Here is a 26,379-nt window from a genome sequence, read left to right as displayed (position 1 = left end):
AGGCGCTTCCCACTGGTCTCAAGTGGTCTTTCTTGGGCGTTGGAGGCGTGGCAGTGTAGATACCTGTTCTCTACATTTCACTTGCTATCGCTGGGAGGGTTTCTACTTCATGCTATGCAACCAGATACGTATCGTTGATCTGGAGGCGAGAAACGCCAAGCGTATCGAGTCTGTTCCCGAAGCGGCCGTCCTGGATGCGCTGGCCCGCGTTCAAACACTATTCGAGTAATTGGTTATCCTTTCATGGCAAATTCTGCGACAGCGCTCATTCGCGAAACCTTCCCCGTCGGCCCGTTGCAGTGCAACTGCACCCTGATCGGCGACCCGCTGAGCAAGAAGGCCATCGTCGTCGACCCAGGCGGTGACGAGCAGAAGATCCTCGCCCGCCTGCAGCACCATGGCCTGACCCTGGTGAGCATCATCCACACCCATGCCCATTTCGATCACTTCCTCGCCTCGGGCAAGCTCAAGGCGCTGACCGGCGCCACGCTGCACCTGCACAAGGCCGACCAGCCGCTGTGGGACAACCTCGAGATGCAATGCCAGATGTTCGGCATGCCCTACACCCCGGTGCCGTCGCCGGACCGTTGGCTGGCCGACGACGAGGAGCTGGCCTGTGGCTGCGGCGTGGCCCTGCACACGCCAGGGCATACGCCGGGCTCGATGAGCTTCTGGTTCGCCGAGCACAAGCTGCTGATCGCCGGCGACACCTTGTTCCGCCGTGGCGTCGGGCGTACCGATTTGTGGGGCGGCGATCAGCGGGCTATCGTTCGTTCCATCAAGGAGCGGCTGTACCGCTTGGATGAAGAGGCCATCGTGGTGACCGGCCATGGCCCGGACACCCGCCTCGGCGAGGAAATGCGCGAGAACCCGTTCGTGCGTGCCTGAGGTTTCATGGAATTTTTCCGCTGCGCTGTAATCCAAGGCTGGCATAGATCCGTATGTGATCCGTTGCACTAATGAATTTCAGTAGGAGCTTGTCCATGTTCACCATGCGTCGTCTGATTATCGTCGCTACCGCCGCCGCCCTGATGTCCGGTTGTGCCAGCCCCAACCCCTACGACAGCCAGGGCCAGGCGCAGGGCTCCACAGGGATGAGCAAGACCGCCAAGTACGGTGGCCTCGGTGCGCTGGCCGGCGCCATCGCCGGTGCCGCCATCGACCACAACAACCGTGGCAAGGGGGCGTTGATCGGCGCCGCTGCGGTAGGTGCCGCCGCGGCGGGCTATGGCTACTACGCCGACAAGCAGGAAGCCGAGCTGCGGGCGAAGATGGCCAACACCGGCGTCGAGGTGCAGCGCCAGGGCGACCAGATCAAGCTGATCATGCCGGGCAACATCACTTTCGCCACCGATTCGGCGAACATTTCCCCCAGCTTCTATGCGCCGCTGAACAACCTGGCGGGTTCCTTCAAGCAGTTCAACCAGAATACCATCGAGGTGGTCGGCTTCACCGACAGCACCGGCAGCCGCCAGCACAACATGGACCTGTCCCAGCGCCGTGCCCAGGCGGTCAGCACCTACCTGACCTCCCAGGGGGTCGATCCGTCGCGGGTCAGCGTGCGTGGCATGGGCCCGGACCAACCGATCGCCAGCAACGCCGATGCCAATGGCCGTGCCCAGAACCGTCGGGTCGAAGTGAACCTCAAGCCGATCCCGGGTCAGCAGTATGACCAGCAAGGCACCGTGCAGCAGTACCCTTAAGTCGCCGGGCTGTAACCGATCGCGGGGCAAGTCGCAGCGGTGCGCCGATGCGCCTTGCCCCGCGATGCGTTAGCGCACGGTGCTGGCCTGAATGGCCGTCAGCGCAATGGTATGCACGATGTCGTCCACCTGCGCCCCGCGGGGCAGGTCGTTGACCGGCTTGCGCAGGCCTTGCAGCATCGGCCCGAGGCTGACGCAGTCGGCGCTGCGCTGCACCGCCTTGTGGGTGGTGTTGCCGGTGTTCAGGTCGGGGAACACGAACACCGTGGCGCGCCCGGCGACCGGGCTCGCCGGCGCCAGCTGCCGGGCGATTTCCGGGTTGGCGGCGGCGTCGTACTGCAACGGCCCGTCGATCAACAGGTCGTGTTCGGCCTGTTGCGCCAGGCGCGTGGCCTCGCGGACCTTTTCCACTTCCTCGTCGCTGGCTGCCGAGTCGCTGGAGTAGCTGAGCATCGCCACCCGCGCGGCGATGCCGAACGACTCGGCCGACTCCGCGCTCTGCCGGGCGATTTCGGCCAGTTCCGCGGCACTGGGGTGCGGGTTCATCACGCAGTCGCCGTAGACCAGCACCTGGTCGGGGAACAGCATGAAGAACACCGACGACACCAGGCTGCTGCCGGGGGCGGTCTTGATCAGTTGCAGGGCCGGGCGAATGGTGTTGGCGGTGGAGTGCACCAGGCCCGAGACCAAGCCATCGACCTCGCCCAGGGCGAGCATCATGGTACCGATCACCACCGGGTCCTCCAGTTGCTGCTCGGCCATCGGCGCATTGAGGTTCTTGCTCTTGCGCAGGTCGACCATCGGTTCGACGTAGCGCCCGCGGATCAGCTCCGGGTCGAGCACTTCGAGGTCCGGCGGCAGGCTGATGCCCTGGGCCCGGGCCACCGCCTCGACTTCCTCGGGCTTGGCCAGCAGCACGCAGCGGGCGATGCCACGGGCCTGGCACAGCGCGGCGGCTTGCACCAGCAGCGGCTGCGCGCCTTCGGGCAGGACGATGCGCTTGTTGGCCTGCTGGGCGCGCTGGATCAGCTGGTAGCGGAACACCGCCGGCGACAGGCGCAACTCGCGCGGCGTGCCGCAGCGCTGGTGCAGCCAGGCGGTGTCCAGGTGGCTGGCGACGAAGTCGGTGATGAATTCGGCGCGTTCGCGGTCGTCCACCGGGATCTCGCGGTTCAGCGAATTGAGCTGGTTGGCCGTGTCGAACGAACCGGTGCTCACCGACAGGATCGGCAGGCCCGCTTGCAGGGCGCCACGGCACAGCTCGAGGATGCGCGGGTCGGGCTTGCTGTCGCTGGTCAGCAGCAGCCCGGCCAGGGGCACGCCGTTGATTGCTGCCATGCACACGGCGAGGATGATGTCGTCGCGATCGCCCGGGGTCACCACCAAGGTGCCGGAGGTCAGCAGCGGCACCGTGTTGGCCACGGTGCGCGCGCAGATGATGATCTTGTTCATGCGCCGCTGGTCGTAGTCACCGGCGTTGAGCACCTGGGCGCCGAGCAGTTCGGCCACGTCGCGGGTACGCGGGGCGTTGAGCTCGGCCTGCCAGGGAATGCAGCCGAGCAGGCGGAAGTCGTTGCCGCGCAGCAGCGGCGAATGCTCGCGCAGGCGGGTGGCGAACTCGGCCATGCTCTCCTCGGTGCGCACCTTGTTGAGGATCACCCCGAGCACCTTCGGGTCGCGCGGGCCGCCGAACAGCTGGGCCTGCAGCTCGACACGGCCGGACAGCTCGCTGAGCACTTCGTTTTCCGGCGCCGACACCAGGATCACCTCGGCATCCAGGCTCTTGGCCAGGTGCAGGTTGACCCGCGCGGCATAGCTGGCGTGGCGGGTCGGCACCATGCCCTCGACCACCACCACGTCCTTGCCGACACAGGCTTGCTGGTACAGGCGGATGATCTGTTCGAGCAGTTCGTCGAGCTGGCCGTCACCGAGCATGCGCTCGACATGGGCCAGGCTCAGCGGGGTGGGCGGCTTGATGCCGTGGGTGCGGGCGACCAGTTCGCTGGAGCGTTCCGGGCCGGTGTCGCCGGGGTGTGGCTGGGCGATCGGCTTGAAGAAACCGACCTTCAGCCCGGCGCGTTCGAGGGTACGAACCAGGCCCAGGCTGATGGAGGTCAGGCCGACGCCGAAGTCGGTCGGCGCGATGAAAAATGTCTGCATGCGTGCTTCTCGAAATAAGCGGTGCAAGGAATTCAACGGCCAAGGGTATCGCTAACCGCACCCTGAGCGCACCAGCCGCAGGCAAATGCCTGGCCGATGCGGCGCGCGCGCTGGTCGGCGTCGAGTACCCAGGGGCGGGCCTGCCAGGGCGGTTGATGGCGCAGGTGCTGGGTGTGCCCGCAGGACAGCTCGACCACCCAGTGACTTTCCTCGTCCTGATGGAAGCCGATGATCCGACTGATGGGCCGTGTATCGTCCGAGCCGCGTTCGCAATCATGCGGTGCGTTGGTTACACTGGTGCGCTCTACATTCTTTTGCAAAAGGTCTCGCCCCCATGCTGATCGCCGCCAACAAGGCTGTCTCCATCGACTATACCCTCACCAACGACGCAGGTGAGGTCATCGACAGCTCCGCCGGTGGTGCGCCGCTGGTCTACCTGCACGGTGCCGCCAACATCATCCCGGGCCTGGAAAAAGCCCTGGAAGGCAAACAGGCCGGCGACGAGCTGACCGTGGCCATCGAGCCGGAAGACGCCTACGGCGAGTACTCGGCCGAACTGGTCAGCACCCTGAGCAGCAAGATGTTCGAAGGCGTCGACCAACTGGAAGTCGGCATGCAGTTCCACGCCTCGGCGCCGGACGGCCAGATGCAGATCGTCACCATCCGCGACATCGACGGCGACGACGTGACCGTCGACGGCAACCACCCGCTGGCCGGCCAGCGCCTGAACTTCAAGGTCAAGGTTGTCGACGTGCGTGAGGCCAGCGAAGAAGAAATCGCTCACCGTCACATCCACGGTGAAGGTGGCCATCACCACTGATTTTCTGCGCTAAGCTCAGAGAGTCGCCAGGCGCTCGGGCAAGCCGGACTTGCCCTCCTCGGGAGGGTGGACGGTTTGGCCGTGCGCCTTTTTAGTGGGCGGGATTCGCCCCAGCGACACTTGGCAACCTGAGAGGGGATTTCATCATGAGTGCATTTCACGACCTGACGTTGAAGGCGCTGGACGGCCAGGACCTGCCCCTTGCCCCGTTCAAGGGCCAGGTGGTGCTGGTGGTCAATGTCGCCTCCAAGTGTGGCCTGACGCCGCAATACGCGTCGCTGGAAAAACTGTACCAGCAGTACAAGGGCCAGGGCTTCAACGTGCTCGGCCTGCCGTGCAACCAGTTCGCCGGCCAGGAGCCGGGCAGCGACAAGGAGATCCAGGACTTCTGCAGCCTCAACTATGGGGTGAGCTTCCCGTTGGGGGCCAAGCTCGAGGTCAACGGCCATGAGCGCCATCAGTTGTATCGCCTGCTGGCAGGCGAGGGCGCGGAGTTCCCGGGTGACATCACCTGGAACTTCGAAAAGTTCCTGGTGGGCAAGGATGGCCGCGTTCTGGCCCGTTTCGCCCCGCGTACCGCCCCGGATGACCCGGCGGTGGTGCAGGCCATCGAGAAGGCCCTGGCCTGAGTGCGGGCCGGCCCGTGAAAGCGGGCTCGCCCCGCGCTGAAGCCTGCCCGTCATCCTGCGATACCCGCCAATCACCCCAATCAATAATGCTGGGCCGGCTCTCGCGCTGCCCCTAAGCTCTGGCACATTTCCTCATCCGTGTCGGGAGCGCCGCATGTCCAGCAACCCACTGTTCCAGCCCTTCACCCTGGGTAGCCTCGAGCTGCCGACCCGCGTGGTGATGGCGCCGATGACCCGTACCTTCTGCCCCGGCGGCGTGCCCCATGACGGCGTGGTCGAGTACTACCGCTGCCGTGCCGCTGCCGGTGTCGGGCTGATCGTCACCGAGGGCACCACGGTCGGCCACAAGGCCGCCAACGGCTACCCCAACGTGCCGCGCTTCCACGGTGAGGATGCCCTGGCCGGCTGGAAGCGGGTAGTCGATGCCGTGCACGCCGAGGGCGGGCGCATCGTGCCGCAGCTGTGGCACGTGGGCAGCGTCCGGCGCCTGGGCACCGAGCCCGATGGCAGCGTGCCGGGCCACGGCCCGAGCGGCAAGGAGAAGGACGGCAAGGTGCTGGTGCAGGGGATGAGCCACGCCGATATCCGCGAGGTCATCGCGGCTTTCGCCCAGGCCGCGCGCGACGCCCAGGCCATCGGCATGGACGGGGTGGAGATCCATGGTGCCCACGGTTACCTGATCGACCAGTTCTTCTGGGAGGCCAGCAATCGCCGCGACGATGAGTACGGCGGCGACCTGGCGTCGCGCTCGCGGTTCGCCATCGAGCTGATCCAGGCGGTGCGCGCCGCGGTAGGCCCGGACTTCCCGATTATCTTGCGCTTCTCGCAATGGAAGCAGCAGGACTACAACGCCCGCCTGGTGCACACCCCCGAAGCGCTGGCGGCATTTCTCAAGCCGCTGAGCGAGGCGGGTGTGGATATCTTCCACTGTTCTACCCGTCGCTTCTGGGAGCCGGAGTTCGAGGGCAGCACGCTAAACCTGGCCGGCTGGACGCGCCTTCTGACCGGCAAGCCGACCATTACCGTGGGCAGCGTCGGTCTGGACGGTGAGTTCCTGCAGTTCATGGTCGACACCGACAAGGTGGCCAAGCCGGCCAGCCTGGAGGGGCTGCTGCGCCGCTTGCAGGATCAGGAGTTCGACCTGGTGGCTGTGGGCCGCGCGTTGCTGGTGGATGCACAGTGGGCGCAAAAGGTGCGCGATGGCCGCGAGGCCGAGGTACTGCCGTTCAGCCGCCAGGCGCTGACGACCCTGGCTTGACCAGCAGCGGCGCCGGCGTATCCGGGGCGTGTACGCCGCGGCAGGCGCCGTGCAGGTAGCCCTCGAACTGTTCGATGATCGCCGGCCAGCCCTGGCGACTGGCGTGCTGGCGCGCATTCAGGCGCACCCGGCGCAGGGTTTCGTCTTCTTCCAGTAGCCAGCAGGCGGCGTCGATGAACGCGGCCTGGTCCCCGGGCATGGCCAGGGCCCCGTTGTGGCCGTGGCGGATATGCTGGGCGGCGGCGGCCTCGTCGTAGGCGACCACGGCCAGGCCCGAGGCCATGGCCTCGAGGACCACGTTGCCAAAGGTCTCGGTCAGGCTTGGGAACAGGAACAGGTCGCCACTGGCGTAGTGCTCGGCCAGCACCTCGCCCCGCTGTGCGCCACAGAACAGCGCAGCGGGCAGTTGCTGCTCGAGCTGGGCGCGTGAGGGGCCCTCCCCGACGATCACCAGGCGCAGGCGCTTGTGTGGATAACTTCGTTGCAGCGCCGCCATGCAGGGGCTCAGCAGCGCCAGGTTCTTTTCCGCCGCTAGGCGGCCGACGTGCAGCACGGCAATCTCGTCCGCAGCCAAGCCCCACTGTTCGCGCAGGGCCTGGCTGCGCCGAGCCGGGTTGAACAACGCCGCATCGACGCCACGGGCCATCAGCCCGAGCCGTTCGAAGCCCCGGCGCTCCAGCTCCAGGCGCTGGCTGGCGCTGGGCACCAGGGTGATCGCGGTGCGTCGGTGGAACCAGCGCAGGTAATGGGTCAGCAGCCGCGACAGCAGGCCTAGGCCGTATTGGCCGGAGTACTGCGGGAAATTGGTGTGAAAACCACTGACCACCGCCACCCCGAGGCGTCGGGCGGCGCGCAGGGCGCTCAGCCCTAATGGGCCCTCGGTGGCGATGTACAGCACATCCGGGCGCTGCCGGCGCCAGCGCCGCCACAGCTTGTGCATCGACACTTGGCCCCACTGCAGGCCAGGGTAACCGGGCAGTGGCCAGCCGCGGCACAGCAGCAACTGCTCGGGCTCGCCCGGGCCGATGTCGCTGGCCTGGCGCGGGCGGACCAGCTCTACCTGGTGGCCGCGCTGGCGCAGCCCGTCGCTCAAGCGGCCAAGGGTGTTGGCCACGCCGTTGATCTCGGGTGGAAAGGTTTCGCTGACCAGGGTGATGCGCAAGGACGGTGTGCTCATGGGAAAAGTGTCCTGCGGCCATGTGACGCCCGTGTGACGGGGATATGACGCCTGATTTTCGGCACTTTCAGCTGTTTGAATATTTCCTTGCAAAGCACTCAAGAACTCAGCGCAGGCAGCCGATGCAATTGCATTCGACTACAGGAATACGCTCCGGGAGAGCGGCCATGTTCAACAGCAAACTGAAGCAAGAAATCCAGCAACTGCGCGAAGAGTTGATGTCCATCGAGCAGGTCAAGAACAGCCTGGACAGCGAGATGCTGGTCCTCCAGCTCGACCCCCAGGGGCGCATCGAGTCGGTCAACGGCAACTTCGAGACCGAGATGCTGTACCGCGCCGAACAGCTGGTCGGCCGCAATATCGAGGATATTGTCCCGCCCCATGTGAAGAAGCTCGACTTCTACCAGCGCATGAAGCAGGCCATTACCCGTGGCGAGCACCTCAACGGCGCTTTCCGCCTATTGCGCGGCAACGGCGAGGAAGCCTGGTTGCGTTCGATCCTGCAGCCGGTGAAGAACAGCGAAGGGCGGATCAAGTATTTCTCCCTGCACTCCAGCGACCTGACCCGCACCATCGAGACCTCCCGCGAGCATGAGAGCCTGATCAAGGCCTTGATGCGCTCCACCGCGGTGATCGAGTTCAACCTCGACGGCCAGGTACTGACCGCCAACGACCGCTTCCTGCAGACCATGGGGTACACCCTGGAGCAGGTGCGCGGCAAATCCCACCGCATATTCTGCGAGCCGGAAGAGGCCAACTCGGCAGGCTACCAGGCGTTCTGGGAAAAACTGCGCCGTGGCGAGTTCGTCGCCGAGCGCTTCAAGCGTATCGACGCCCATGGCCGGGTGGTGTGGCTGGAGGCTTCGTACAACCCGATCATCGATGCCCACGACGTGCTCTACAAGGTGGTCAAGTTCGCCACGGTGATCACCGACCAGGTCAACCAGGAGCTGGCCGTGGCCCAGGCGGCGGACATCGCCTACACCACTTCGCTGGAGACCGACAGCAGCGCGCGCAAGGCCACCGCCGTGGTGACCCAGACCGTCGAGGTGATGCGTGGCCTGGAAGGGTCGATGCAGGACGCCGCCGACGGTATCCAGGCGCTGGACAAGCAGTCCAAGGTGATCGGCGCGATCATCAAGACCATCAGCGACATTGCCGGGCAGACCAACCTGCTGGCGCTCAATGCCGCCATCGAGGCGGCGCGGGCCGGTGAGCAGGGCCGGGGTTTCGCCGTGGTCGCCGACGAGGTGCGCCAACTGGCCTCGCGCACCAGCAGCGCCACCGAGGAGATCGCCAAGGTGGTGCAGCAGAACGAGCAACTGGCCCAGGCGGCGGTGGACATCATCGACACCAGCAAGCGCCAGGCCGAGCAAGGGCTGGCCCTGGCTGCCGATACCGGCGGGGTGATCGTCGAGATCCAGGAAGGGGCGAAGAAAGTGGTGGATGCGGTGGGGCAGTTTTCCAGCCAACTGAGTCACTGACCGGCTTACCGCTTGTGTAGGAGCGGCCTTGTGTCGCGAAAGGGGTGCGAAGCGCCCCCAGGATTCGTGCATCAAGCTGATATCGCCGGGGCCGCTTTGCGGCCCTTTCGCGACACAAGGCCGCTCCTACAGGTTTATGGGGGCTCAGGTGCGTTCACGCACCCAGAACAACGTCGCCCCGGCCACCGCCGCCGGCATCATCAGCACGTTGACCCCCGGAATCATCAGCGCCAGGTATGTGATCCCGCCAAAGCCCATCGACTGCCAGCGCTTGCTGCGCAGCCAGGCGAGCATGTCCTGCCAGCTCATCTTGTTGTTGTCCGCCGGGTAGTCGATGTACTGGATGGCCATCATCCAGATACCGAACACCAGCCACAGCGGCGCGGCGATCACGTTGACCACCGGGATGAACGACAGGATGAACAGGCCGATGGCCCGTGGCAGGAAATAGCCCAGCTTGCGCATTTCGCGACTGAAGGTGCGCGGCACCATGGCCAGCAGTTCGGCCCAGCTGAACGGTGGGAAGGTGTCCTGGCCGCGCACCACCACCTCGACCTTCTCGGCCAGGAAACCGTTGAACGGCGCGGCGATGACGTTGGCCAGCAGGGTAAAGGTGAAGAACACCATCAGCACCACCAGCGCCACGAACAGCGGCCAGAGGATATAGGTGAGGAAGCTCAGCCAGTCGGGCAGGGTAGGCAGCAGTGCATCGACCCACAGGCTGAACTGGTGCCCGGCGAAGTAGATCAGCCCGCCGAACAGCAGCAGGTTGACCGCCAGGGGCAGCAGCACGAACAGCCGCAGGCTGGGGCTCAGGACCAGTTTCAGGCCTTCGCGCAGGTACTGTGGGCCAGAAAGGGCAGGGGCTTGCATCGGAATGCTCCGCAAAAGGAAAACGCGCTGACCTTACCGAGTTTGGCGCGCCGACGAAAGGCGCCGGGCGTTGGCGAAACGGCCTGTAACAATGCGCCAGGACAATGTCTGTCGGTGGCTGCTGGGCATAGAGACTGTCTATAAGGTGGATTGTCGAAGGATATTTCCTTAATCTCTGCGGCCTCGCTACAGTGCGCTCATCTTTTTACGGTTTTGGGCCAACGCGTTGTAGCCTTCCCCAAGTGCTGCGTGGGTCCGTTTTAATTCCAGCTGGCGCAGCCGGTACCCCGATGCCGGCCCCGTGCGGCCCGCTCGACAGGAGTTCGACATGTCTGAAGTACGTCATTCGCGCGTCATCATTCTCGGTTCCGGCCCTGCCGGTTACAGCGCCGCGGTCTACGCCGCCCGCGCCAACCTCAAGCCGCTGCTGATCACCGGCATGCAGGCCGGCGGCCAGCTGACTACCACCACCGAAGTCGACAACTGGCCGGGCGACCCCCATGGCCTGACCGGCCCGGCCCTGATGCAGCGCATGCAAGAGCACGCCGAGCGTTTCGAGACCGAGATCGTCTTCGACCACATCAACGCCGTCGACCTGGCCAACAAGCCGTTCACCCTGCAGGGCGACAGCGGCACCTACACCTGCGACGCGCTGATCGTCGCCACCGGTGCCAGCGCCCGTTACCTGGGCCTGCCGTCGGAAGAAACCTTCATGGGCAAGGGCGTGTCGGCCTGTGCCACCTGCGACGGTTTCTTCTACCGCAACAAGCCGGTGGCTGTGGTCGGTGGCGGCAACACTGCGGTGGAGGAGGCGCTGTACCTGGCCAACATCGCCAGCAAGGTGACCCTGGTGCACCGCCGCGATACCTTCCGCGCCGAGAAGATCCTGGTCGACAAGCTGCACGCCCGTGTCGCCGAAGGCAAGATCGAGCTCAAGCTCAACGCCACCCTGGACGAAGTGCTGGGTGACAACATGGGCGTGACCGGTGCGCGCCTGAAGAACAACGACGGCAGCTTCGACGAGATCAAGGTCGACGGCGTGTTCATCGCCATTGGCCACACCCCGAACACCTCGCTGTTCGAAGGCCAGCTGACCCTCAAGGACGGCTACCTGGTGGTGGCTGGCGGCCGGGAAGGCAATGCCACCGCCACCAACGTCGAAGGTGTGTTCGCCGCCGGCGACGTGGCCGACCACGTCTACCGCCAGGCCATCACCTCGGCCGGCGCCGGCTGCATGGCAGCCCTGGACGTCGAGCGTTATCTGGACGGCCTGGCCAACGCCGCGTTCTAAGCGTTGCGCCCCGTTCGCCGGCAAGCCGGCGAACGGGGCGTACAAAAAAACCGGCTTTATGCCGGTTTTTTCATCTGCGCGATGTGCCTCACAGGCTCAGTCGCATCGACAGGTCCACCGCCTTCACATCCTTGGTCATCGCGCCGATGGAGATGTAGTCCACACCGGTTTCGGCGATCACCCGCAGGGTGGTCTCGTTGACCCCGCCGCTGGCCTCGAGCTTGGCCTTGCCGGCGGTGAGGCGCACTGCCTCGCGCATTTCATCCAGGCTCAGCTCGTCGAGCATGACGATATCGGCCCCGGCGGCCAGCGCCTGGCGCAGCTCATCCAGGCTTTCCACCTCGATTTCCACCGGCTTGCCGGGGGCGATGCGGTGCGCCGCCGTCACGGCCGCGGCCACGCCGCCGCTGGCGGCAATGTGGTTTTCCTTGATCAGGAAGGCGTCATACAGGCCGATGCGGTGGTTGTGGCAGCCGCCGCAGGTGACCGCGTACTTCTGCGCCAGGCGCAGGCCCGGGAGGGTCTTGCGGGTGTCCAGCAGGCGCACCTGGGTGCCCTCGACCAGGTCGGCCAGAAAGCGCGCGCGGGTGGCCACGCCCGACAGCAGCTGCAGGAAGTTCAGCGCCGTGCGTTCGCCACTGAGCAGCGAGCGCGCCGGGCCTTCGAGGTGGAACAGCGCCTGGTTGGCCGTGGCCCGCTCGCCGTCCGCCACCTGCCAGTGCACCGCCACGCGCGGGTCGAGCTGGCGGAACACCGCATCCACCCAGGCCGTGCCGGCGATCACGCAGTCCTCGCGGGTGATGATGGTCGCCTTGGCCAGGCGCTCGGCCGGGATCAGCTGGGCGGTGATGTCGCCGCTGCCGATGTCTTCGAGCAACGCGCGGCGCACGTTGGCTTCGATTTCGGCGGTCAGGTCGGCGAGGCGTAGGTTCGGCATGGTCGGCTCCACAAGCTAGGTGCCGGCGATTATAGGGCAGGGGGGCGGCGTGTACAGCTGCCGCGCCGATGACCTTTGGTCGGGGCGGGTGAGCATTTGGCCGATTGCAGGGTCAGTTGTGTGCGTAAGAATGCGCGCTAGCAGCTGTCAACTTTTTCCCTGATAATGGCGCCTTGTATTTGGCGTCATAGCTTTGACGATTTTCCGCCGGTGGCACAACGCAACATCCAGCAAGGAGTACGGGATGCAGAAAGAAGGCAAGGTGGTGCCCCTGGCGACCACCCTCGACCGGGGTGCCCGCGCGCCCTCGCCGTGCCTTCCCGTGTTGCTCCTGCAGGTGCGTGACAAGGCCGCCCTGCAACTGCGCCAGGGCTTGCAGGCATTGTTCGACAACGCCGACGACACCCTCTTCGAAATGGCCGACAAGGCCAGCGGTCGCCTCGACCAGAACCTGTACTTCGAAGCCATGCGTGACCTGCGCCTGAAGCGCAAGAGCATCGAGCGCGGCTTTCTCGATACCTTCTACGAGGCCTTCACCCGTATCGGCCAGTGCGATGCCCTGGCCTCGATGGTCAACCAGCTGGCGCTGCACAGCCCGACGCTGGAGCGTTCGCTGGCGGTGCAGGCGATGGTCGACCGGGTGCAGTCGCGCGATGGCTTTGTGCTCGAACAGTTGAACCTGCGTTTCGAAACCCTGCTGGAACTGGACATCGAAGTTGCGCGCAACCCGCTGGGCCCTGGCAGCCTGTGCGGTTTCTTCCTCCAGGCCGGGCGCGACCTGGGCGTGGGGGCGAACGTCAAGCTGGTGTTGCTCAAGTTGTTCGAGCGTTATGTCCTGCGCGACCTCGACCTGCTCTATGGCGAGGCCAACCAGCTGCTGGCCAGTGCTGGCGTGCTGCCGGAACTGCTGCCGGCGCCGCGGCGCCGCGCCGAGGACCGCCGGCACATTGCCCGGCGTGCGCCGAGCAACCCCGCCTTGCACGAACCGGGCGCCGATAGCGCCGGGCAGGCCTTCTTCAGCGCGCTGCAGGCGCTGCTGGCGCCCAGCCGCGGTCGTGTGGCGCCGCGCCTGCAAACGCTTAGCGCGGCGCAGCCGATCAGTACCGACGACCTGCTGCGCCTGCTGACCCATTTGCAGCACTATGTGCCGGCGCCCGGTGAGCCGGACGACTTCAAGCTCGGCCAACAGCTCGAGCAACTGCTGCTGCGGGTCAGCGTGCGCAGCGGCACGCGCCGGCGCATCGCCACCGCCGACGAGGACATGATCAACCTGGTCGAGCTGTTGTTCGCCTTCATCCAGGCGGATGACAATCTGCCGGCGAGCCTGCGCGGGCTGATCGGCCGCCTGCATATTCCCCTGCTGAAAGTGGCCTTGATCGACAAGGGGCTGCTGAGCCGGGCCAGTCACCCGGCACGGCGCCTGCTCAATGAAATCGCCGCTGCGGCGATTGGCTGGGAAGTCGAGGGTGATGGGCTGCGCGACGGCTTGCACCTGCGGGTCGAGCGGATCGTCCAGCGCCTGCTCAATGATTTTTCCGAAGACTGCGAGCTGTTCAGCGAGCTGCTCGAGGAGTTCCTGCTGTTCAGCCAGGACGAACGCCGGCGCAACGAACTGCTCGAACAACGGACCCGCGACGCCGAGGAAGGCCGTGCCCGCACCTTGCTGGCCCGCCAGCGGGTGCAGCAGGCGCTGAACCTGCGCCTGCGCGGCCAGGTGCTGCCACAGGTGGTGGTGCAGATGCTGGTGCAGGCCTGGAGCCAGGTGCTGCTGTTGGCCTGGCTCAAGCAGGGCGAAGATTCCCAGGCCTGGGCCGAGGGCCTGGCGACCATGGATGGGTTGCTCGCCAGCATTGCCCCCAGCGCAGACCCGGCCCGCCTGCTGGAGCAGGTGCCGGGGTTGCTCAAGGCCTTGCGCGAGGGGCTGGCGGGCGTGGCGCTGGACTCGGCGGCGACCCGCGAGTTCTTTTTGCTGCTGGAACAACTGCACCTGCGGGCCTGCGGCGGCGTGCCTGAATTCCACGAGGCGCTGGTCGAGGCGCGGGTGGAGCACGACATCGTGCTGGCCATTGCCGATGAAGCGACCCACGCCCCCTGCGCGCCGCTCGACGACCAGGAACCGGCCCTTCGCCAAGTCGAGCGCCTGCGCCTGGGCACTTGGGTCGAAGTGATGGACGATGACGAGCCGCTGCGCTGCAAGCTAGTGGCGCGCATCGACAGCCATGACCGCTTCGTGTTCGCCAACCGGACCGGCTTGAAGGTGCGCGAATGGAACCGCAACGGCCTGGCGGTGGCCTTGCGTCGCGGCGAGGTGCGCCTGCTGGACGATGGCCTGTTGTTCGAACGGGCCCTGGAGGCGGTTCTGGAGCAGCTGCGCGTGCAGCAGGCCTAGGGCCAGGGGCGCGGATTTCCTACACAATCATTTACATGCACGGGCGGTACAGGCGCGGCATACTGACAGCCTGCCCGTGGCGTCATTCAGGATCTGCCCCCATGCAATTGGACCGTGCGACCGGCTGGTTTTCTGGCGTCAGCCACTGCCCCTCGCCGAACTGCAACGCCCGCCCCGACGGCGAGGCCATATCGCTGCTGGTGATCCACAACATCAGCCTGCCACCTGCCTGCTTCGGTACCGGCAAGGTCCAGGAGTTCTTCCAGAACCGCCTCGACCCTGGCGAGCATCCCTATTTCGCAACCATCAACCAGCTGACCGTCTCGGCGCACCTGTTCGTCGAGCGCGATGGCGCGGTGACCCAGTTCGTCTCCTTGCTCGAGCGTGCCTGGCATGCCGGGGTGTCGCGCTTTGGCGAGCGTGAAGGCTGCAACGACTTTTCCATCGGCATCGAGCTGGAAGGCACCGACCAGCTGCCCTATACCGATGCCCAGTACGCCGCCCTGGCCCAGTTGACCCAGCAGATCCGTGGCGCCTGGCCGGTGATCGACCTTGGGCGGATCTGTGGCCACAGCGACATCGCCCCGCAGCGCAAGACCGACCCCGGCCCGGCTTTCGACTGGCCGCGCTACCGCGCCGAGCTGCAACGCAATGAGGACAAGGCATGAGTTTCCTGGTGTTGGTGCTGGCGCTGTGGGTGGAGAAATTCTCGGCCCTGCGCCAACAGGTGCAACGCGATGGTTTCTTCCTGGGCGAGCTGGTGCGCCTGGAACGCAGTGGCAAGGTCCATCCGTGGTGGACCCTGGCAATCCTGATCCTGGCACCGGTGGCGTTGCTGGTGTTGCTGCTGCATGTGCTGGAGCCCGTTGCCTACGGCCTGCTGGCGCTGCCGGTGCACCTGCTGGTGCTGATCTACAGCCTGGGGCGTGGCGATGTGAAGGCGGCCTTGGGGCCGTTTCGCGATGCCTGGCGCCGGGGCGACGAGCAGGCCGCGCTGCATGTGGCCGAGCGCGACCTGGGCCTGGCCGCGGACGATGCCCCGGGGCTGATCAAGCGGGTCCAGGGGCACCTGCTGTGGCAGGCCTACCAAAGTTTCTTCGCGGTGATCTTCTGGTATTTCCTGTTGGGCCCGGGGGCGGCGCTGGCCTATCGGCTGCTGGCCCTGACCACCGAACATAGCCGCCAACCGGCGCTGCAGGCCCTGGCCGGGCAGTTGCGCCATGCCTTGGACTGGCTGCCGGTGCGGGTGATGACGGTGAGTTTCGCCCTGGTCGGCAACTTTGTCGCGGTGACCCGGGTGATGTTGCACGAATTGCTCGCCTGGCATGTCAGTGCCGGGCACCTGGTGGCCAAGGTCGGCCGGGTGGCGGACGACATTCCCGAAGAGGAAGACCGCCAGCGCGGCCTGGAGCGGCTGGACAGCCTGTGGGAGTTGCTGCTGCGTTGCGCGGTGCTGTGGTACGCCTGCTTTGCCTTGTGGACCGTGCTGATCTGACCCCTATGGGGAACGCTGTAGCCAGCCTTGCTGGCGAACACCGACACAGTCGGTGTCATCCACTGTGGGGAACGCTGTAGGAGCCAGCCTTGCTGGCGAACACCGACGCAGTCGGTGCCATCCAGCGCGCGCTTAACCTTAAGTTACAAACCTTGCGTTCATTCTGCGCTATACAAGGCACGGGCCCGAAGATGGCCTAGTGCTACCCCGCAGAACAACAAGAATTCAAGGAGGTGACCTGTGAAGCGTCTGCTCTATCCGGCCATCGCACTGATGAACCGGCTGAGCTTCGGCATGAAGTTCAGCCTGATCAGCGTCCTGTTCTTCCTGCCCATGCTGGTCACCAGCTTCTACCTGGTACGCGATGCCTATCATCAGCTCCAGGCCACCCGCGGCGAGCTGCATGGCCTGGCGCCGTTGGCCCAGAGCCTGGCCCTGCGCGGCGACCTGGAAACCCTGGGCAACCTGTTGCAGATCAACGCCGTGCTCGGCCAGTCGGGCCAGGCCGGCGATCTCGAAGCCCGCATCGGCGCCTTGCAGGACAAGGTCCAGGCCCAGCTCGACGGCCTGGGCAGCAGCGACCCGGTGCTCGAAGCCAAGCGCAGCGAACTGGCCGATGCCTTCAGCGCTGCCCGTGGCGAGAGCTCGCTGCAGAACAAGGCGGCACTGTTCGACAAGCTGCTGGCCCAGGCCCAGGTACTGGGCAAGCTGGTCGCCAGCCAGTCGGGGCTGGGCCAGGACAGCCAGGCCTCGGTGCGCCAGCTCAGCGAGCTGGTCGGCAGCGCCACGGCGCAGGTCACCCAGGCGCTGGGCGAAGGTCGGGCGATGGGCGCGGTGGCCCTGGGCCGTGGCTTCATGGACTCCTCCGGCAGCGCCCGTTTCGAAGACCTGCTGCAACGCCTGGAACGGCTGTCCGCCGACTACGCCCTGCGCCTGGACGACGCCCTGGCCGGCGATGGCCAGGCCAAGGCGGCGCTGGGTGTCAGCGCCCAGGCCAGCCAGGCCACGGTCAAGCAGGCCGCGACGCTGTTCGAGGACCAGGTGGTGGTGGCCGAGACCCTGGATGCGCCTTGGGCCGGGTTCTACCAACAAACCAGCGAGCTGATGGCCCAGACCTACCGGCTCAACGAGGCGGTGCTGGCCCACCTGCACGGCCAACTGGAGGACCGCCTGGCCCAGCACCGCCTGCGCACCGTGGCGCTGGTGGTGGCCCTGGCCACGGTGTTCCTGCTGATCATCTACCTGTACAGCGGCTTCTACGTGTCCACCCGGCAGACCCTCGGCAGCCTCGGCAGTGCCATGGACAAAGTGGCCGCCGGCGACATGACCGTCAGCTTCCAGGCCAGCAGCCGCGACGAGTTGGGCGAGCTGGGCCGGGGGTTCAATGAAACCGTGCGGCGCATTCGTGGCCTGATCGAGCAGGTCGGCAAGACCGTGACCACGGTCGAGGACCAGGCCGGCCAGGTGCTGTCGGTATCCAGCCGCAGCAACTTGGCGGTCAGCGGCCAGCGCGAACAGATCGAACAGGTGGCCACGGCGATGAACCAGATGAGCGCCACCGCCCAGGAGGTGGCCCGCAGCGCCGCGCTGGCCGCCGAGGGCGCGCAGCGGGTCAACCACGAAAGCGCCTCGGGTCGCGACCTGGTGCAAAGCCAGCAGGGTAGCATCGCCCGTCTGGCCGGCGAGATCGACCAGAGCGTGGCTGCGGTGAACCAGCTGGCCGGTGACAGCCAGGCCATCGGCCGGGTACTGGAGGTGATCCGCAGCATTGCCGAGCAGACCAACCTGCTGGCGCTCAACGCCGCCATCGAGGCGGCGCGGGCCGGGGAGCAGGGCCGTGGTTTCGCCGTGGTCGCCGACGAGGTGCGCACCCTGGCCAAGCGGACCCAGGACTCCACCGAGGAGATCGCGCAGATGATCCAGCGCCTGCGCGAGGGCGTGGGCGCGGCGGTGCGGGTGATGGGCAGCAGCCACCAGATGGCCGCCGGCACCGTCGACGAGGCGCGCCAGGTGCAGCAGGCGCTGGGCAATATCCTCGGCGCGGTGGGCGGCATCGTCGAGCAGAACCAGCAGATCGCCGCCGCGGTGGAGCAGCAGACCGCCGTGGCCCATGACATCGACCAGAACATCGTGGCGATCAACCGCGCCGCCCAGGACACCACCGAAGGCGCCTGCCAGACCGAAGAGGCCAGCCGGGCGCTGTCGGCGCAAGTGGTAGAGCTCAAGCGGTTGATCGGCGCGTTCAGGGTGTGATCAAGGACAACGGGTCCCTGTAGGCGCGGCCTTGCGTCGCGAAAGGGCCGCAACGCGGCCCCTGCGATCTTTGCGTGCACATCGAAATTGGCGCTGCTACGCAGCCCTTTCGCGACACAAGGCCGCGCCTACAAGGGATGCGTGTCGGGCTACCAGCCAAACACCTCGCAGGCGTTGCGACTGCTGGCCTCGGCCAGCAGCCCTGGTCCGATCCCCATGACTTCGGCCAGTGCCCCGGCAATCTCGGGTAGATGCTCCGGGCTGTTGCGCTGGCCCGGGAACATGGCCGGGGCCATGTCCGGCGCGTCGGTCTCCAGCACCACGCTGTCCAGCGGCAGGCGTGGCAGGGTCTTGCGCAGGCGCAGCGCCTGCGGCCAGGTGGCGGCGCCGCCCAGGCCCAGGCGAAAGCCCAGCTTGATGTATTCCCGGGCCTCTTCGTAGCTGCCGGCGAAGGCATGGATGATTCCCGCTCGCGCCGGCCTGTAGCGCTTGAGCGTGGCGATCACCTGGGCATGGCTGCGGCGTACGTGCAGCAGCGCCGGCAGCTCGAAGTCGCAGGCCATCTGCAGCTGGGCCTCGAACAGCGCTTGCTGGCGCTCCGGGTCCAGCTCGGCCAGGTAATAGTCCAGGCCGAACTCGCCCACCGCGCACAGCCGCGGATCGCCGCCCAGGCGCTCCAGCCACTGGCGCAACAGGCCCAGGTGCTCGGGGCGGTGCTGTTCCAGGTAGACCGGGTGCAGGCCCAATGCCGCGCGGATGCGCTCATCGGCGCAGGCCAGGTCCCAGACCCGCTGGAAGTTGCCCTCGAACACCCCCAGCACCACCATGCGCTCCACCCCGCGCGCCGTCGCGTTGGCCAGCAGGCGCGGGCGGTCGGCGTCGAAGTCGGGGAAGTCCAGGTGCGTGTGGGTGTCGATCAGGCGCATGCTCAGGCCGTGCCGATGCGTTGCTTGAAGGTGCGGCCGATGGCGTGCACGCCAGGCTCGTAGCGTTTGTCCTCGATCGCGGCCAGGGCCAGCTCCAGCGCGGTGGCGGCGATCAGGCCGTGCTGCTGGGCCATGGCGTTGACCGGCAGCGGCAGGAAGTCGAGCAGCTGGTTGTCGCCAAAGGTGCCTAGTTGCAGCTGACGCGAACCTTCCGGGCGGCTTTGCAGGGTGTCGAACACGCCTTGCAGCAGCACGTAGGAGGTGGTCACCAGGGCATCCGGCAGGCCGCCCAGCTCGTCGATCAATTGCGCCATCAATTGCTGGCCGCATGCACGGCTGAACGCCTCGCCCTGGTAGCGGCGGACTTCGCCGTCGAACTGGCGCAGCGCCTCGTCGAAACCGCCGGCGCGGGCCTGGCTGACCGACAGTTCCGGGCGTGCGCCGATCAGCGCGATGCTGCGCGGCTGGGTCTTGAGCAGGCTTTGCGCCAGTTGCCGGCTGGCCTCGCGATCGTCGCTGATCACCGAGCAGAAATGCGCCGGGTCCAGGCCCCGGTCGATGGCGATCACCGGCAGGCCCTTGGCCTGCAGGGCGCGATAGCTATCGTCTTGCGGCGGTAGGCAGCTGGCGACGAACAGCGCGTCGCAGCGTCGGGCGCGGAACAGTTGCTGCAGTTGGCGTTCGCTGTCGGGCTGGTCGTCGCTGCTGGCGATCAGCAGCTGGTAGCCACGGGCGCGGGCGCCCTGTTCCAGCTGTTTGGCAATGCGGGCGTAGCTGGGGTTCTCCAGATCCGGGAGAATGAAGCCCAGTGTCCGCGTGTGGCGGCTGCGCAGGCCGGCGGCCTGGGGGTTGGGCGTGAAGCCGTGTGCCTCGACCACCGCGCGCACCCGCTCGACGGTGCTGCTGCTGATGCGCTGCTGTTCGGCCTTGCCATTGATGACGTAGCTGGCGGTGGTCACGGACACACCGGCCAGACGGGCGATATCGCTGAGTTTCACCGAATTTTCCTTGTTATTTCCGGGGCTGGCTGCGTGGCTTGACCGGGTAGTTTCACCCATTGGCGAGCCCGCGCGCAGACGACCATTGTCGCAATTGTCCGACAGGATGGGGCTTTTTCGTCGGCAGATTATCGAGTAACGTGGCCGCCTGGTCAGATTAAACGTTTCAGCTTGCTGAAATTTCCTGCCTTGCAAGTCTGAAAGCGCCACTGGCGTTGAACATTGTCACGACATCTGCCAGCCAATTTCACAACAATACCTCGGCGCCCGACGTGGGCGACGCAAAAGGAGAGGGTCATGCTCGAGCTTGCCGTGGAGCAGATTGCCATGGGCCAGCGCGCCGCCGACAAAGGCGCGGCGCTGGCGTTGCTGGCCGACCGACTGGTCGCCGATGGCCTGGTGGCCGAGGGTTACCTGGCCGGGCTGCAAGCCCGCGAGGCGCAAGGCTCGACCTTCCTCGGCCAAGGCATCGCCATCCCCCACGGCACGCCGCAGACCCGCGACCTGGTGTTCGCCACCGGGGTGCGCCTGCTGCAGTTCCCCGAGGGGGTGGATTGGGGCGACGGCCAGACCGTCTACCTGGCCATCGGTATCGCCGCGCGTTCCGATGAACACCTGCGCCTTTTGCAATTGCTCACCCGCGCCTTGGGCGAGACCGACCTGGTCGAGGCGCTGCGCCGGGCCAGTAGCGCCGAGGCGCTGCTCAAGCTGCTGCAAGGCGCGCCGCAGGCCCTGGCGCTGGATGCGCAACTGGTCGGCCTGAACCTGGCCGCCGAGGACTTCGACGAACTGGCCTGGCGCGGTGCCCGCCTGTTGCAACGCGCCGGCTGTGTCGACGGCGGTTTCGCCGGGGTGCTGCAACAGGTCGAGCCACTGCCCCTGGGCGAAGGCCTGTGGTGGCTGCACAGCGAGCGTCAGGTACGCCAACCCGGCCTGGCCTTCCTCACCCCGCAGCAGCCGCTGCGCTACCGTGGGCAATCGCTCAATGGCCTGTTCTGCCTGGCCAGCCTCGGCGCGGCCCACGAGGCCTTGCTCGAGCGCCTGTGCGAAGTGCTGATCGAAGGCCGTGGGCAGATGCTCTACCAGGCCACCAGCAGCCGCGCCGTGCTCGAAGTGCTGGGTGGCGAAGTGCTGGCCGACTGGCCGAGCGCCCGGGTAGTGCTGGCCAACCCTCACGGCCTGCATGCCCGCCCGGCCAAGGTGCTGGCGCAACTGGCCAAGGGTTTTGCCGGCGAAATTCGCCTGCGCCTGCTCGACAGCGCCCAGCCGGCGGTGTCGGTGAAGAGCCTGAGCAAGCTGCTCAGCCTCGGCGCGCGCCGTGGCCAGGCGCTGGAGCTGATCGCCGAGCCGGCCATCGCCGCCGAGGCGCTGCCGGTGTTGCTGGCCGCCATCGAACAGGGCCTGGGCGAGGCGGTCGAACCGTTGCCGCAGGCCCAACAGCCCCAGCTGGCGCCGGTCGAAACCCTGCAAGCACCGTTGCCGGGCAGCACGCTGCAAGGCGTCGCGGCAGCGCCCGGCATCGCCAGCGGGCCGGCCCATGTCTGCGTCGAGCGCGAGATCGACTACCCGCTGCGGGGCGAGTCTGCGGCCCAGGAACGGGCGAAACTGCGCCAGGCCATCGACAGGGTGCACGCCGACCTGCACACCCTGGTGCAGCGCAGCACCGCGGCCATTGGCGAGATCTTCGTCACCCATCAGGAAATGCTCGCCGACCCGGCGCTGAGCGATGAGGTCGAACTGCGCCTGGCCCAGGGCGAAAGCGCCGCTGCCGCCTGGATGGCGGTGATCGAGGCCGCCGCCCGCCAGCAGGAGGCGCTGCGTGACGCGCTGCTGGCCGAGCGCGCCGCCGACCTGCGCGACATTGGCCGCCGGGTGCTGGCGCAACTGTGCGGCGTGCGCGCCGCCGCCGAACCCGAACGACCCTACGTGCTGGTGATGCGCGAGGTCGGCCCGTCCGACGTGGCGCGCCTGGACCCGGCACGAGTCGCCGGCATCGTCACCGCCCAGGGCGGCGCCACCGCCCACAGCGCCATCGTCGCCCGCGCCCTGGGTATCCCCGCGGTGGTGGGTGCCGGAGCCGAGCTGCTGTTGCTGGACAACGGCACGCCGCTGCTGCTCGACGGCCAGCGCGGCCGAGTCGCCATCGACCCCGCCGCGGACCAACTGCAACAGGCCCTGGCCGAGCGCGACGCCCGCGAGCGGCGCTTGCAGATCGCCTGGGCCAACCGCCATGAGCCGGCAGTGACCCGCGACGGCCATGGCGTCGAGGTGTTCGCCAACATCGGCGAAAGCAGCGGCATCGACAAGGTGGTGGAGCAGGGCGCCGAAGGCATCGGCCTGCTGCGCACCGAACTGATCTTCATGGCCCACCCGCAACTGCCCGACGTGGCCACCCAGGAGGCCGAGTACCGTCGCGTGCTCGACGGTCTGGGCGGGCGCCCGCTGGTGGTACGCACCCTCGACGTGGGCGGCGACAAGCCCTTGCCCTATTGGCCGATCGCCGCCGAGGAAAACCCTTTCCTGGGCGTGCGCGGCGTGCGCCTGACCTTGCAGCGCCCGCAGGTGATGGAAGACCAGCTGCGCGCCTTGCTGCGCGCCGCCGATGAACGGCCGCTGCGCATCATGTTCCCCATGGTCGGGCAGATGCAGGAGTGGCGCGCGGCCAAGGCCATGGTCGAGCGCCTGCGCGAAGAAATACCGGTCGCCGACCTGCAGCTGGGCATCATGGTCGAGGTGCCGTCCGCCGCGCTGCTGGCACCGCAACTGGCCCGCGAGGTGGACTTCTTCAGCATCGGCACCAACGACCTGACCCAGTACACCCTGGCCATCGACCGTGGCCACCCGAGCCTCTCGGCCCAGGCCGACGGCCTGCACCCGGCGGTGCTCGCGCTGATCGACATGACCGTGCGCGCCGCCCATGCCCAGGGCAAGTGGGTGGGCGTGTGCGGCGAACTGGCGGCCGACCCGCAGGCGGTCGCCGTGCTGCTGGGGCTGGAGGTGGACGAACTGAGCGTCGCCGCCCGCAGCGTCGCCGAAGTCAAGGCCCTGGTGCGCCAGGCCGACCTTTCGACGGCCCGCGCCCTGGCGCGCGAGGCCCTGCAACAAGACAGCGCCGAGGCAGTCCGGGCGTTGCTGGAGCGTTACTGAAATGGCCAAGATCCTCACCCTTACCCTCAACCCGGCGCTGGATATCACCATTCGCCTCGATCGCCTGCGCCCCGGCGCGGTCAACCGCAGCCAGGCCCAGCACAGCCATGCCGCCGGCAAGGGGCTGAACGTGGCCCAGGTGCTGGCCGACCTCGGCCATCAGGTGACGGTCGGCGGCTTCCTCGGCCAGGACAACCTGGCGCCGTTCGAGGCGCTGATTGCCTGGCGTGGGTTTGCCGACTGCTTCGTGCGGGTGCCAGGGGAAACCCGCAGCAACATCAAGCTGGTCGAGGCCGATGGCCAGGTCACCGATATCAACGGGCCTGGGCCGCAGGTCGACGAGGCCGCCCGCAGCGCCTTGCTGCAACGTCTGGCTCAGCTGGCCCCGGGGCATGACGCCGTGGTGGTGGCCGGCAGCCTGCCGCGGGGGATCAGCCCCCAGTGGCTGCGCGAGCTGCTGCTGATGCTCAAGTCGCAGGGTTTGAAGGTGGCCCTGGACAGCAGCGGCGAAGCCTTGCGCGCCGGCCTCGAAGCCGCGCCCTGGCTGGTCAAGCCCAACACCGAGGAACTGGGCGAGGTGCTCGGGCTGCCGGTGCCTGACCCGCTCGGCCAGCGTGCCGCCGCGCAGCGCTTGCTGGCCAGCGGTATCGAACATGTGGTGGTGTCCCAGGGCGAGCAGGGCGTGACCTGGTTCGCCGCCGGCCTGGCACTGCATGCGCAACCGTCGAAAGTGCGCATCGCCAGCACCGTCGGCGCCGGTGATTCGCTGGTCGCCGGCATGGTCCATGGCCTGCTCCAGGCCGAGGCGCCCGCCGCCACCTTGCGCCGCGCCACCGCCATCGCCGCCCAGGCGGTCACCCAGGTCGGCTTCGGCATCCATGATCGCGAGCAGCTGGCCCGCCTGGAAGCTGCCGTGCACCTGACAGAACAACAAGAAGAGGGCTGCTGATGAACATCGCCATTGTCACCGCCTGCCCCAACGGCCAGGTGTCCAGCGTGCTCAGCGCGCGCCTGCTGGCCGCCGCGGCCCAGCGTCGCGGCTGGAAGACCTGCGTCGAGGTGCAGGATGCCGAGCACCCCGAGCGTCGCCTGAGCACGGCGCAGATTGCCCAGGCCGACTGGGTGCTGGTGGTCAGCACTGGGCCGGTGGACCTGGCGCGCTTCGCGGGCAAGCGCCTGTACCAGAGCACGCCGGCCCAGGCCTTGGCAGACCGCGAGGGGTTTCTTCAGCAAGCCGCCGCCGGGGCCAGGCTGCACGAGGCGGCGCCGACCGCGCAGGGCCGCGCGGCGAAGATCGTCGCGGTCACCGCCTGCCCGACTGGCGTGGCCCACACCTTCATGGCCGCCGAAGCGCTGCAGCAGGCCGCCCAGGCCCTGGGTTACCAGCTCAGCGTGGAAACCCAGGGCTCGGTCGGCGCGCGCAACCCGCTGCCTGCCGAGGCCATCGCCGAGGCCGAGGTGGTGCTGCTGGCCGCCGATATCGAGGTGCCCACCGCGCGTTTCGCCGGCAAGCGCATCTACCGCTGCGGCACCGGCATCGCCCTCAAGCAGGCCCGCGCCACGCTGGACAAGGCGCTGGCCGAAGGCAAGCTGGAAAGTGCCGGTACCGTGCCCAGCGCAGGGCAAAAGGCTGAAAAAGCCGGCGTGTACAAGCACCTGCTGACCGGGGTGTCGTTCATGCTGCCGATGGTGGTGGCGGGTGGTTTGCTGATCGCGCTGTCATTCGTGTTTGGCATCGAGGCGTACAAGCAGCCCGGCACCTTGCCCGCTGCGCTGATGCAGATTGGCGGCGAAGCGGCCTTCAAGCTGATGGTGCCGTTGCTGGCCGGCTACATCGCCTGGTCCATCGCCGACCGCCCTGGCCTGGCGCCGGGGATGATCGGCGGCCTTTTGGCCAGCACCCTGGGCGCAGGATTCATCGGTGGCATCGTCGCCGGTTTTATCGCCGGCTACTGCGCCAAGGCCATCGCCCGCTGGGTGCGCTTGCCGAGCAGCCTCGAGGCGCTCAAGCCGATCCTGATCATTCCGTTGCTGGCCAGCCTGTTCACCGGCCTGGTGATGATCTACGTGGTCGGCCAGCCGGTGGCGGCCATGCTCGAAGGGCTCACCCAGTTTCTCGACAGCATGGGCACCGCCAATGCGGTGCTGCTCGGGCTGCTGCTGGGCGGCATGATGTGCGTGGACCTCGGCGGGCCGATCAACAAGGCTGCCTATGCGTTCTCGGTGGGCCTGCTGGCCTCCTCCAGCTACGCGCCGATGGCCGCGACCATGGCGGCCGGCATGGTGCCGCCGATCGGCCTGGGCCTGGCCACCTTCATGGCCCGGCGCAAGTTCGCCCAGAGCGAGCGCGAGGCCGGCAAGGCGGCGCTGGCGCTGGGGCTGTGCTTCATTTCCGAAGGGGCGATCCCGTTCGCCGCCAAGGACCCGCTGCGGGTGATCCCGGCGAGCATTGCCGGCGGTGCCTTGACCGGGGCGCTGTCGATGTACTTCGGCTGCAAGCTGATGGCGCCCCATGGTGGCTTGTTCGTGCTGCTGATCCCCAACGCCATCAACCATGCGCTGCTGTATTTGCTGGCGATCACGGCCGGCAGCTTGCTGACGGCGGTGGTGTATGCGCTGATCAAGAAGCGCGAGCAGGTGGAGATGGTGGTGGCGCCGGCCAAGGGCTAGCCAGGCACTGTGCAATCGCTGTAGAGGATGGCCCAGCCCTTCGGGCTACGCTGTTGCGCAGAGAACTACCCCCCTGTGGGAGCGGCCTTGCGTCGCGAAAGGAGCGCGCAGCGGCCCCAGGTTCTGAGCCACCCTCGAAATTGCCGGGGCTGCTGCGCAGCCCTTTCGC

At 67.1% G+C, this 26,379-nt stretch carries 21 protein-coding genes; 14 read left to right on the top strand and 7 right to left on the bottom strand.

Annotated elements, in window-relative coordinates; translation table 11 throughout:
- Positions 1–243 precede the first annotated feature (243 nt).
- Positions 244–888, top strand: coding sequence for an MBL fold metallo-hydrolase (locus NJG22_RS00600; RefSeq protein WP_253091717.1), 645 nt, complete (start codon positions 244–246; stop codon positions 886–888).
- A gap of 95 nt (positions 889–983) precedes the next feature.
- Positions 984–1,703, top strand: a complete 720-nt coding sequence (locus NJG22_RS00595; RefSeq protein ID WP_134690053.1) for an OmpA family protein — start codon at positions 984–986, stop codon at positions 1,701–1,703.
- 69 nt (positions 1,704–1,772) lie between these two features.
- Here the strand turns inward: NJG22_RS00595 and pta are convergent, their stop codons facing one another.
- Positions 1,773–3,863 carry a phosphate acetyltransferase gene (pta, locus tag NJG22_RS00590; protein WP_217850178.1) on the bottom strand — a complete coding sequence of 697 codons (2,091 nt, stop codon included), beginning with the start codon at positions 3,861–3,863 and terminating at the stop codon, positions 1,773–1,775.
- Between the two features lie 32 nt (positions 3,864–3,895).
- A complete protein-coding gene (locus tag NJG22_RS00585) occupies positions 3,896–4,183 on the bottom strand; it encodes a DUF3565 domain-containing protein (protein ID WP_253091716.1) in 288 nt (95 codons plus the stop codon).
- A 14-nt stretch (positions 4,184–4,197) separates the two neighbouring features.
- Between NJG22_RS00585 and NJG22_RS00580 the strand changes: the two genes are divergently transcribed.
- From NJG22_RS00580 to NJG22_RS00570, 3 genes are all read left to right on the top strand, one after another.
- Complete coding sequence (locus NJG22_RS00580) at positions 4,198–4,683, top strand: peptidylprolyl isomerase (RefSeq protein ID WP_217850170.1); 486 nt, start codon at positions 4,198–4,200, stop codon at positions 4,681–4,683.
- 146 nt (positions 4,684–4,829) lie between these two features.
- Positions 4,830–5,312: a glutathione peroxidase gene (locus NJG22_RS00575; protein WP_253091714.1), complete on the top strand. Its 483-nt coding sequence runs from the start codon at positions 4,830–4,832 to the stop codon at positions 5,310–5,312.
- A gap of 154 nt (positions 5,313–5,466) precedes the next feature.
- Positions 5,467–6,570, top strand: coding sequence for an NADH:flavin oxidoreductase (locus NJG22_RS00570; protein ID WP_253091712.1), 1,104 nt, complete (start codon positions 5,467–5,469; stop codon positions 6,568–6,570).
- Here the strand turns inward: NJG22_RS00570 and NJG22_RS00565 are convergent.
- Entirely contained in the window at positions 6,539–7,747 is a 1,209-nt protein-coding gene (locus tag NJG22_RS00565; RefSeq protein ID WP_253091711.1) for a glycosyltransferase family 1 protein, read from the bottom strand. The two genes, NJG22_RS00570 and NJG22_RS00565, sit on opposite strands and share 32 nt — an antisense overlap.
- A 167-nt stretch (positions 7,748–7,914) precedes the next feature.
- On the opposite strand from NJG22_RS00565, the gene NJG22_RS00560 reads away from it, so the two are divergent.
- Positions 7,915–9,231 carry a PAS domain-containing methyl-accepting chemotaxis protein gene (locus tag NJG22_RS00560; RefSeq protein WP_253091709.1) on the top strand — a complete coding sequence of 439 codons (1,317 nt, stop codon included), beginning with the start codon at positions 7,915–7,917 and terminating at the stop codon, positions 9,229–9,231.
- Between the two features lie 144 nt (positions 9,232–9,375).
- Here NJG22_RS00560 and cysZ read toward each other — a convergent pair whose 3' ends face one another.
- Positions 9,376–10,104, bottom strand: coding sequence for a sulfate transporter CysZ (gene cysZ / locus NJG22_RS00555; RefSeq protein ID WP_253091707.1), 729 nt, complete (start codon positions 10,102–10,104; stop codon positions 9,376–9,378).
- A 328-nt stretch (positions 10,105–10,432) separates the two neighbouring features.
- Between cysZ and trxB the strand changes: the two genes are divergently transcribed.
- A complete protein-coding gene (gene trxB / locus NJG22_RS00550) occupies positions 10,433–11,395 on the top strand; it encodes a thioredoxin-disulfide reductase (protein WP_253091705.1) in 963 nt (320 codons plus the stop codon).
- 88 nt (positions 11,396–11,483) lie between these two features.
- Here the strand turns inward: trxB and nadC are convergent, their stop codons facing one another.
- Positions 11,484–12,332 (bottom strand): carboxylating nicotinate-nucleotide diphosphorylase, encoded by an 849-nt coding sequence (gene nadC, locus NJG22_RS00545; RefSeq protein WP_253091704.1) that lies wholly within the window; start codon positions 12,330–12,332, stop codon positions 11,484–11,486.
- A gap of 244 nt (positions 12,333–12,576) precedes the next feature.
- Between nadC and NJG22_RS00540 the strand changes: the two genes are divergently transcribed.
- The 4 genes from NJG22_RS00540 to NJG22_RS00525 all read left to right on the top strand — a co-directional run bounded on the left by NJG22_RS00540 (position 12,577) and on the right by NJG22_RS00525 (position 18,469).
- The gene (locus NJG22_RS00540) at positions 12,577–14,721 is read left to right on the top strand and encodes a DUF1631 domain-containing protein (protein ID WP_253091702.1); all 2,145 of its coding nucleotides are present in this window, start codon (positions 12,577–12,579) and stop codon (positions 14,719–14,721) included.
- A 101-nt stretch (positions 14,722–14,822) separates the two neighbouring features.
- Positions 14,823–15,389 carry a 1,6-anhydro-N-acetylmuramyl-L-alanine amidase AmpD gene (gene ampD / locus NJG22_RS00535; protein ID WP_253091701.1) on the top strand — a complete coding sequence of 189 codons (567 nt, stop codon included), beginning with the start codon at positions 14,823–14,825 and terminating at the stop codon, positions 15,387–15,389.
- A complete protein-coding gene (gene ampE, locus NJG22_RS00530; protein WP_253091700.1) occupies positions 15,386–16,216 on the top strand; it encodes a regulatory signaling modulator protein AmpE in 831 nt (276 codons plus the stop codon). The genes ampD and ampE overlap by 4 nt, the downstream gene beginning before the upstream one ends.
- 240 nt (positions 16,217–16,456) lie before the next feature.
- Positions 16,457–18,469, top strand: a complete 2,013-nt coding sequence (locus NJG22_RS00525; RefSeq protein ID WP_253091699.1) for a methyl-accepting chemotaxis protein — start codon at positions 16,457–16,459, stop codon at positions 18,467–18,469.
- A gap of 149 nt (positions 18,470–18,618) precedes the next feature.
- On the opposite strand, the gene NJG22_RS00520 is transcribed toward NJG22_RS00525, so the two are convergent.
- Positions 18,619–19,395: a TatD family hydrolase gene (locus tag NJG22_RS00520; RefSeq protein WP_253091698.1), complete on the bottom strand. Its 777-nt coding sequence runs from the start codon at positions 19,393–19,395 to the stop codon at positions 18,619–18,621.
- Between the two features lie 2 nt (positions 19,396–19,397).
- On the bottom strand, positions 19,398–20,393 hold the full coding sequence (cra, locus tag NJG22_RS00515; RefSeq protein WP_253091697.1) for a catabolite repressor/activator: 996 nt from the start codon (positions 20,391–20,393) through the stop codon (positions 19,398–19,400).
- A 297-nt stretch (positions 20,394–20,690) separates the two neighbouring features.
- Between cra and ptsP the strand changes: the two genes are divergently transcribed.
- Genes ptsP through NJG22_RS00500 form a run of 3 tightly spaced genes read left to right on the top strand, consistent with a single transcriptional unit; the run spans position 20,691 to position 26,210 of the window.
- Positions 20,691–23,540 (top strand): phosphoenolpyruvate--protein phosphotransferase, encoded by a 2,850-nt coding sequence (gene ptsP / locus NJG22_RS00510; protein WP_253091696.1) that lies wholly within the window; start codon positions 20,691–20,693, stop codon positions 23,538–23,540.
- Between the two features lies 1 nt (position 23,541).
- Positions 23,542–24,489 (top strand): 1-phosphofructokinase, encoded by a 948-nt coding sequence (gene pfkB, locus NJG22_RS00505; RefSeq protein ID WP_253091695.1) that lies wholly within the window; start codon positions 23,542–23,544, stop codon positions 24,487–24,489.
- The gene (locus tag NJG22_RS00500; protein ID WP_253091694.1) at positions 24,489–26,210 is read left to right on the top strand and encodes a PTS fructose-like transporter subunit IIB; all 1,722 of its coding nucleotides are present in this window, start codon (positions 24,489–24,491) and stop codon (positions 26,208–26,210) included. Before pfkB ends, NJG22_RS00500 begins: the two co-directional genes overlap by 1 nt.
- Positions 26,211–26,379 lie beyond the last annotated feature (169 nt).

The organism is Pseudomonas sp. VA159-2 (assembly GCF_024126635.1).
GTDB classification, from domain to species: domain Bacteria; phylum Pseudomonadota; class Gammaproteobacteria; order Pseudomonadales; family Pseudomonadaceae; genus Aquipseudomonas; species Aquipseudomonas muyukensis.
The sequence above is the reverse complement of the archived record's forward strand: the minus strand, read 5'-3'. Positions and strand labels throughout refer to the sequence as shown.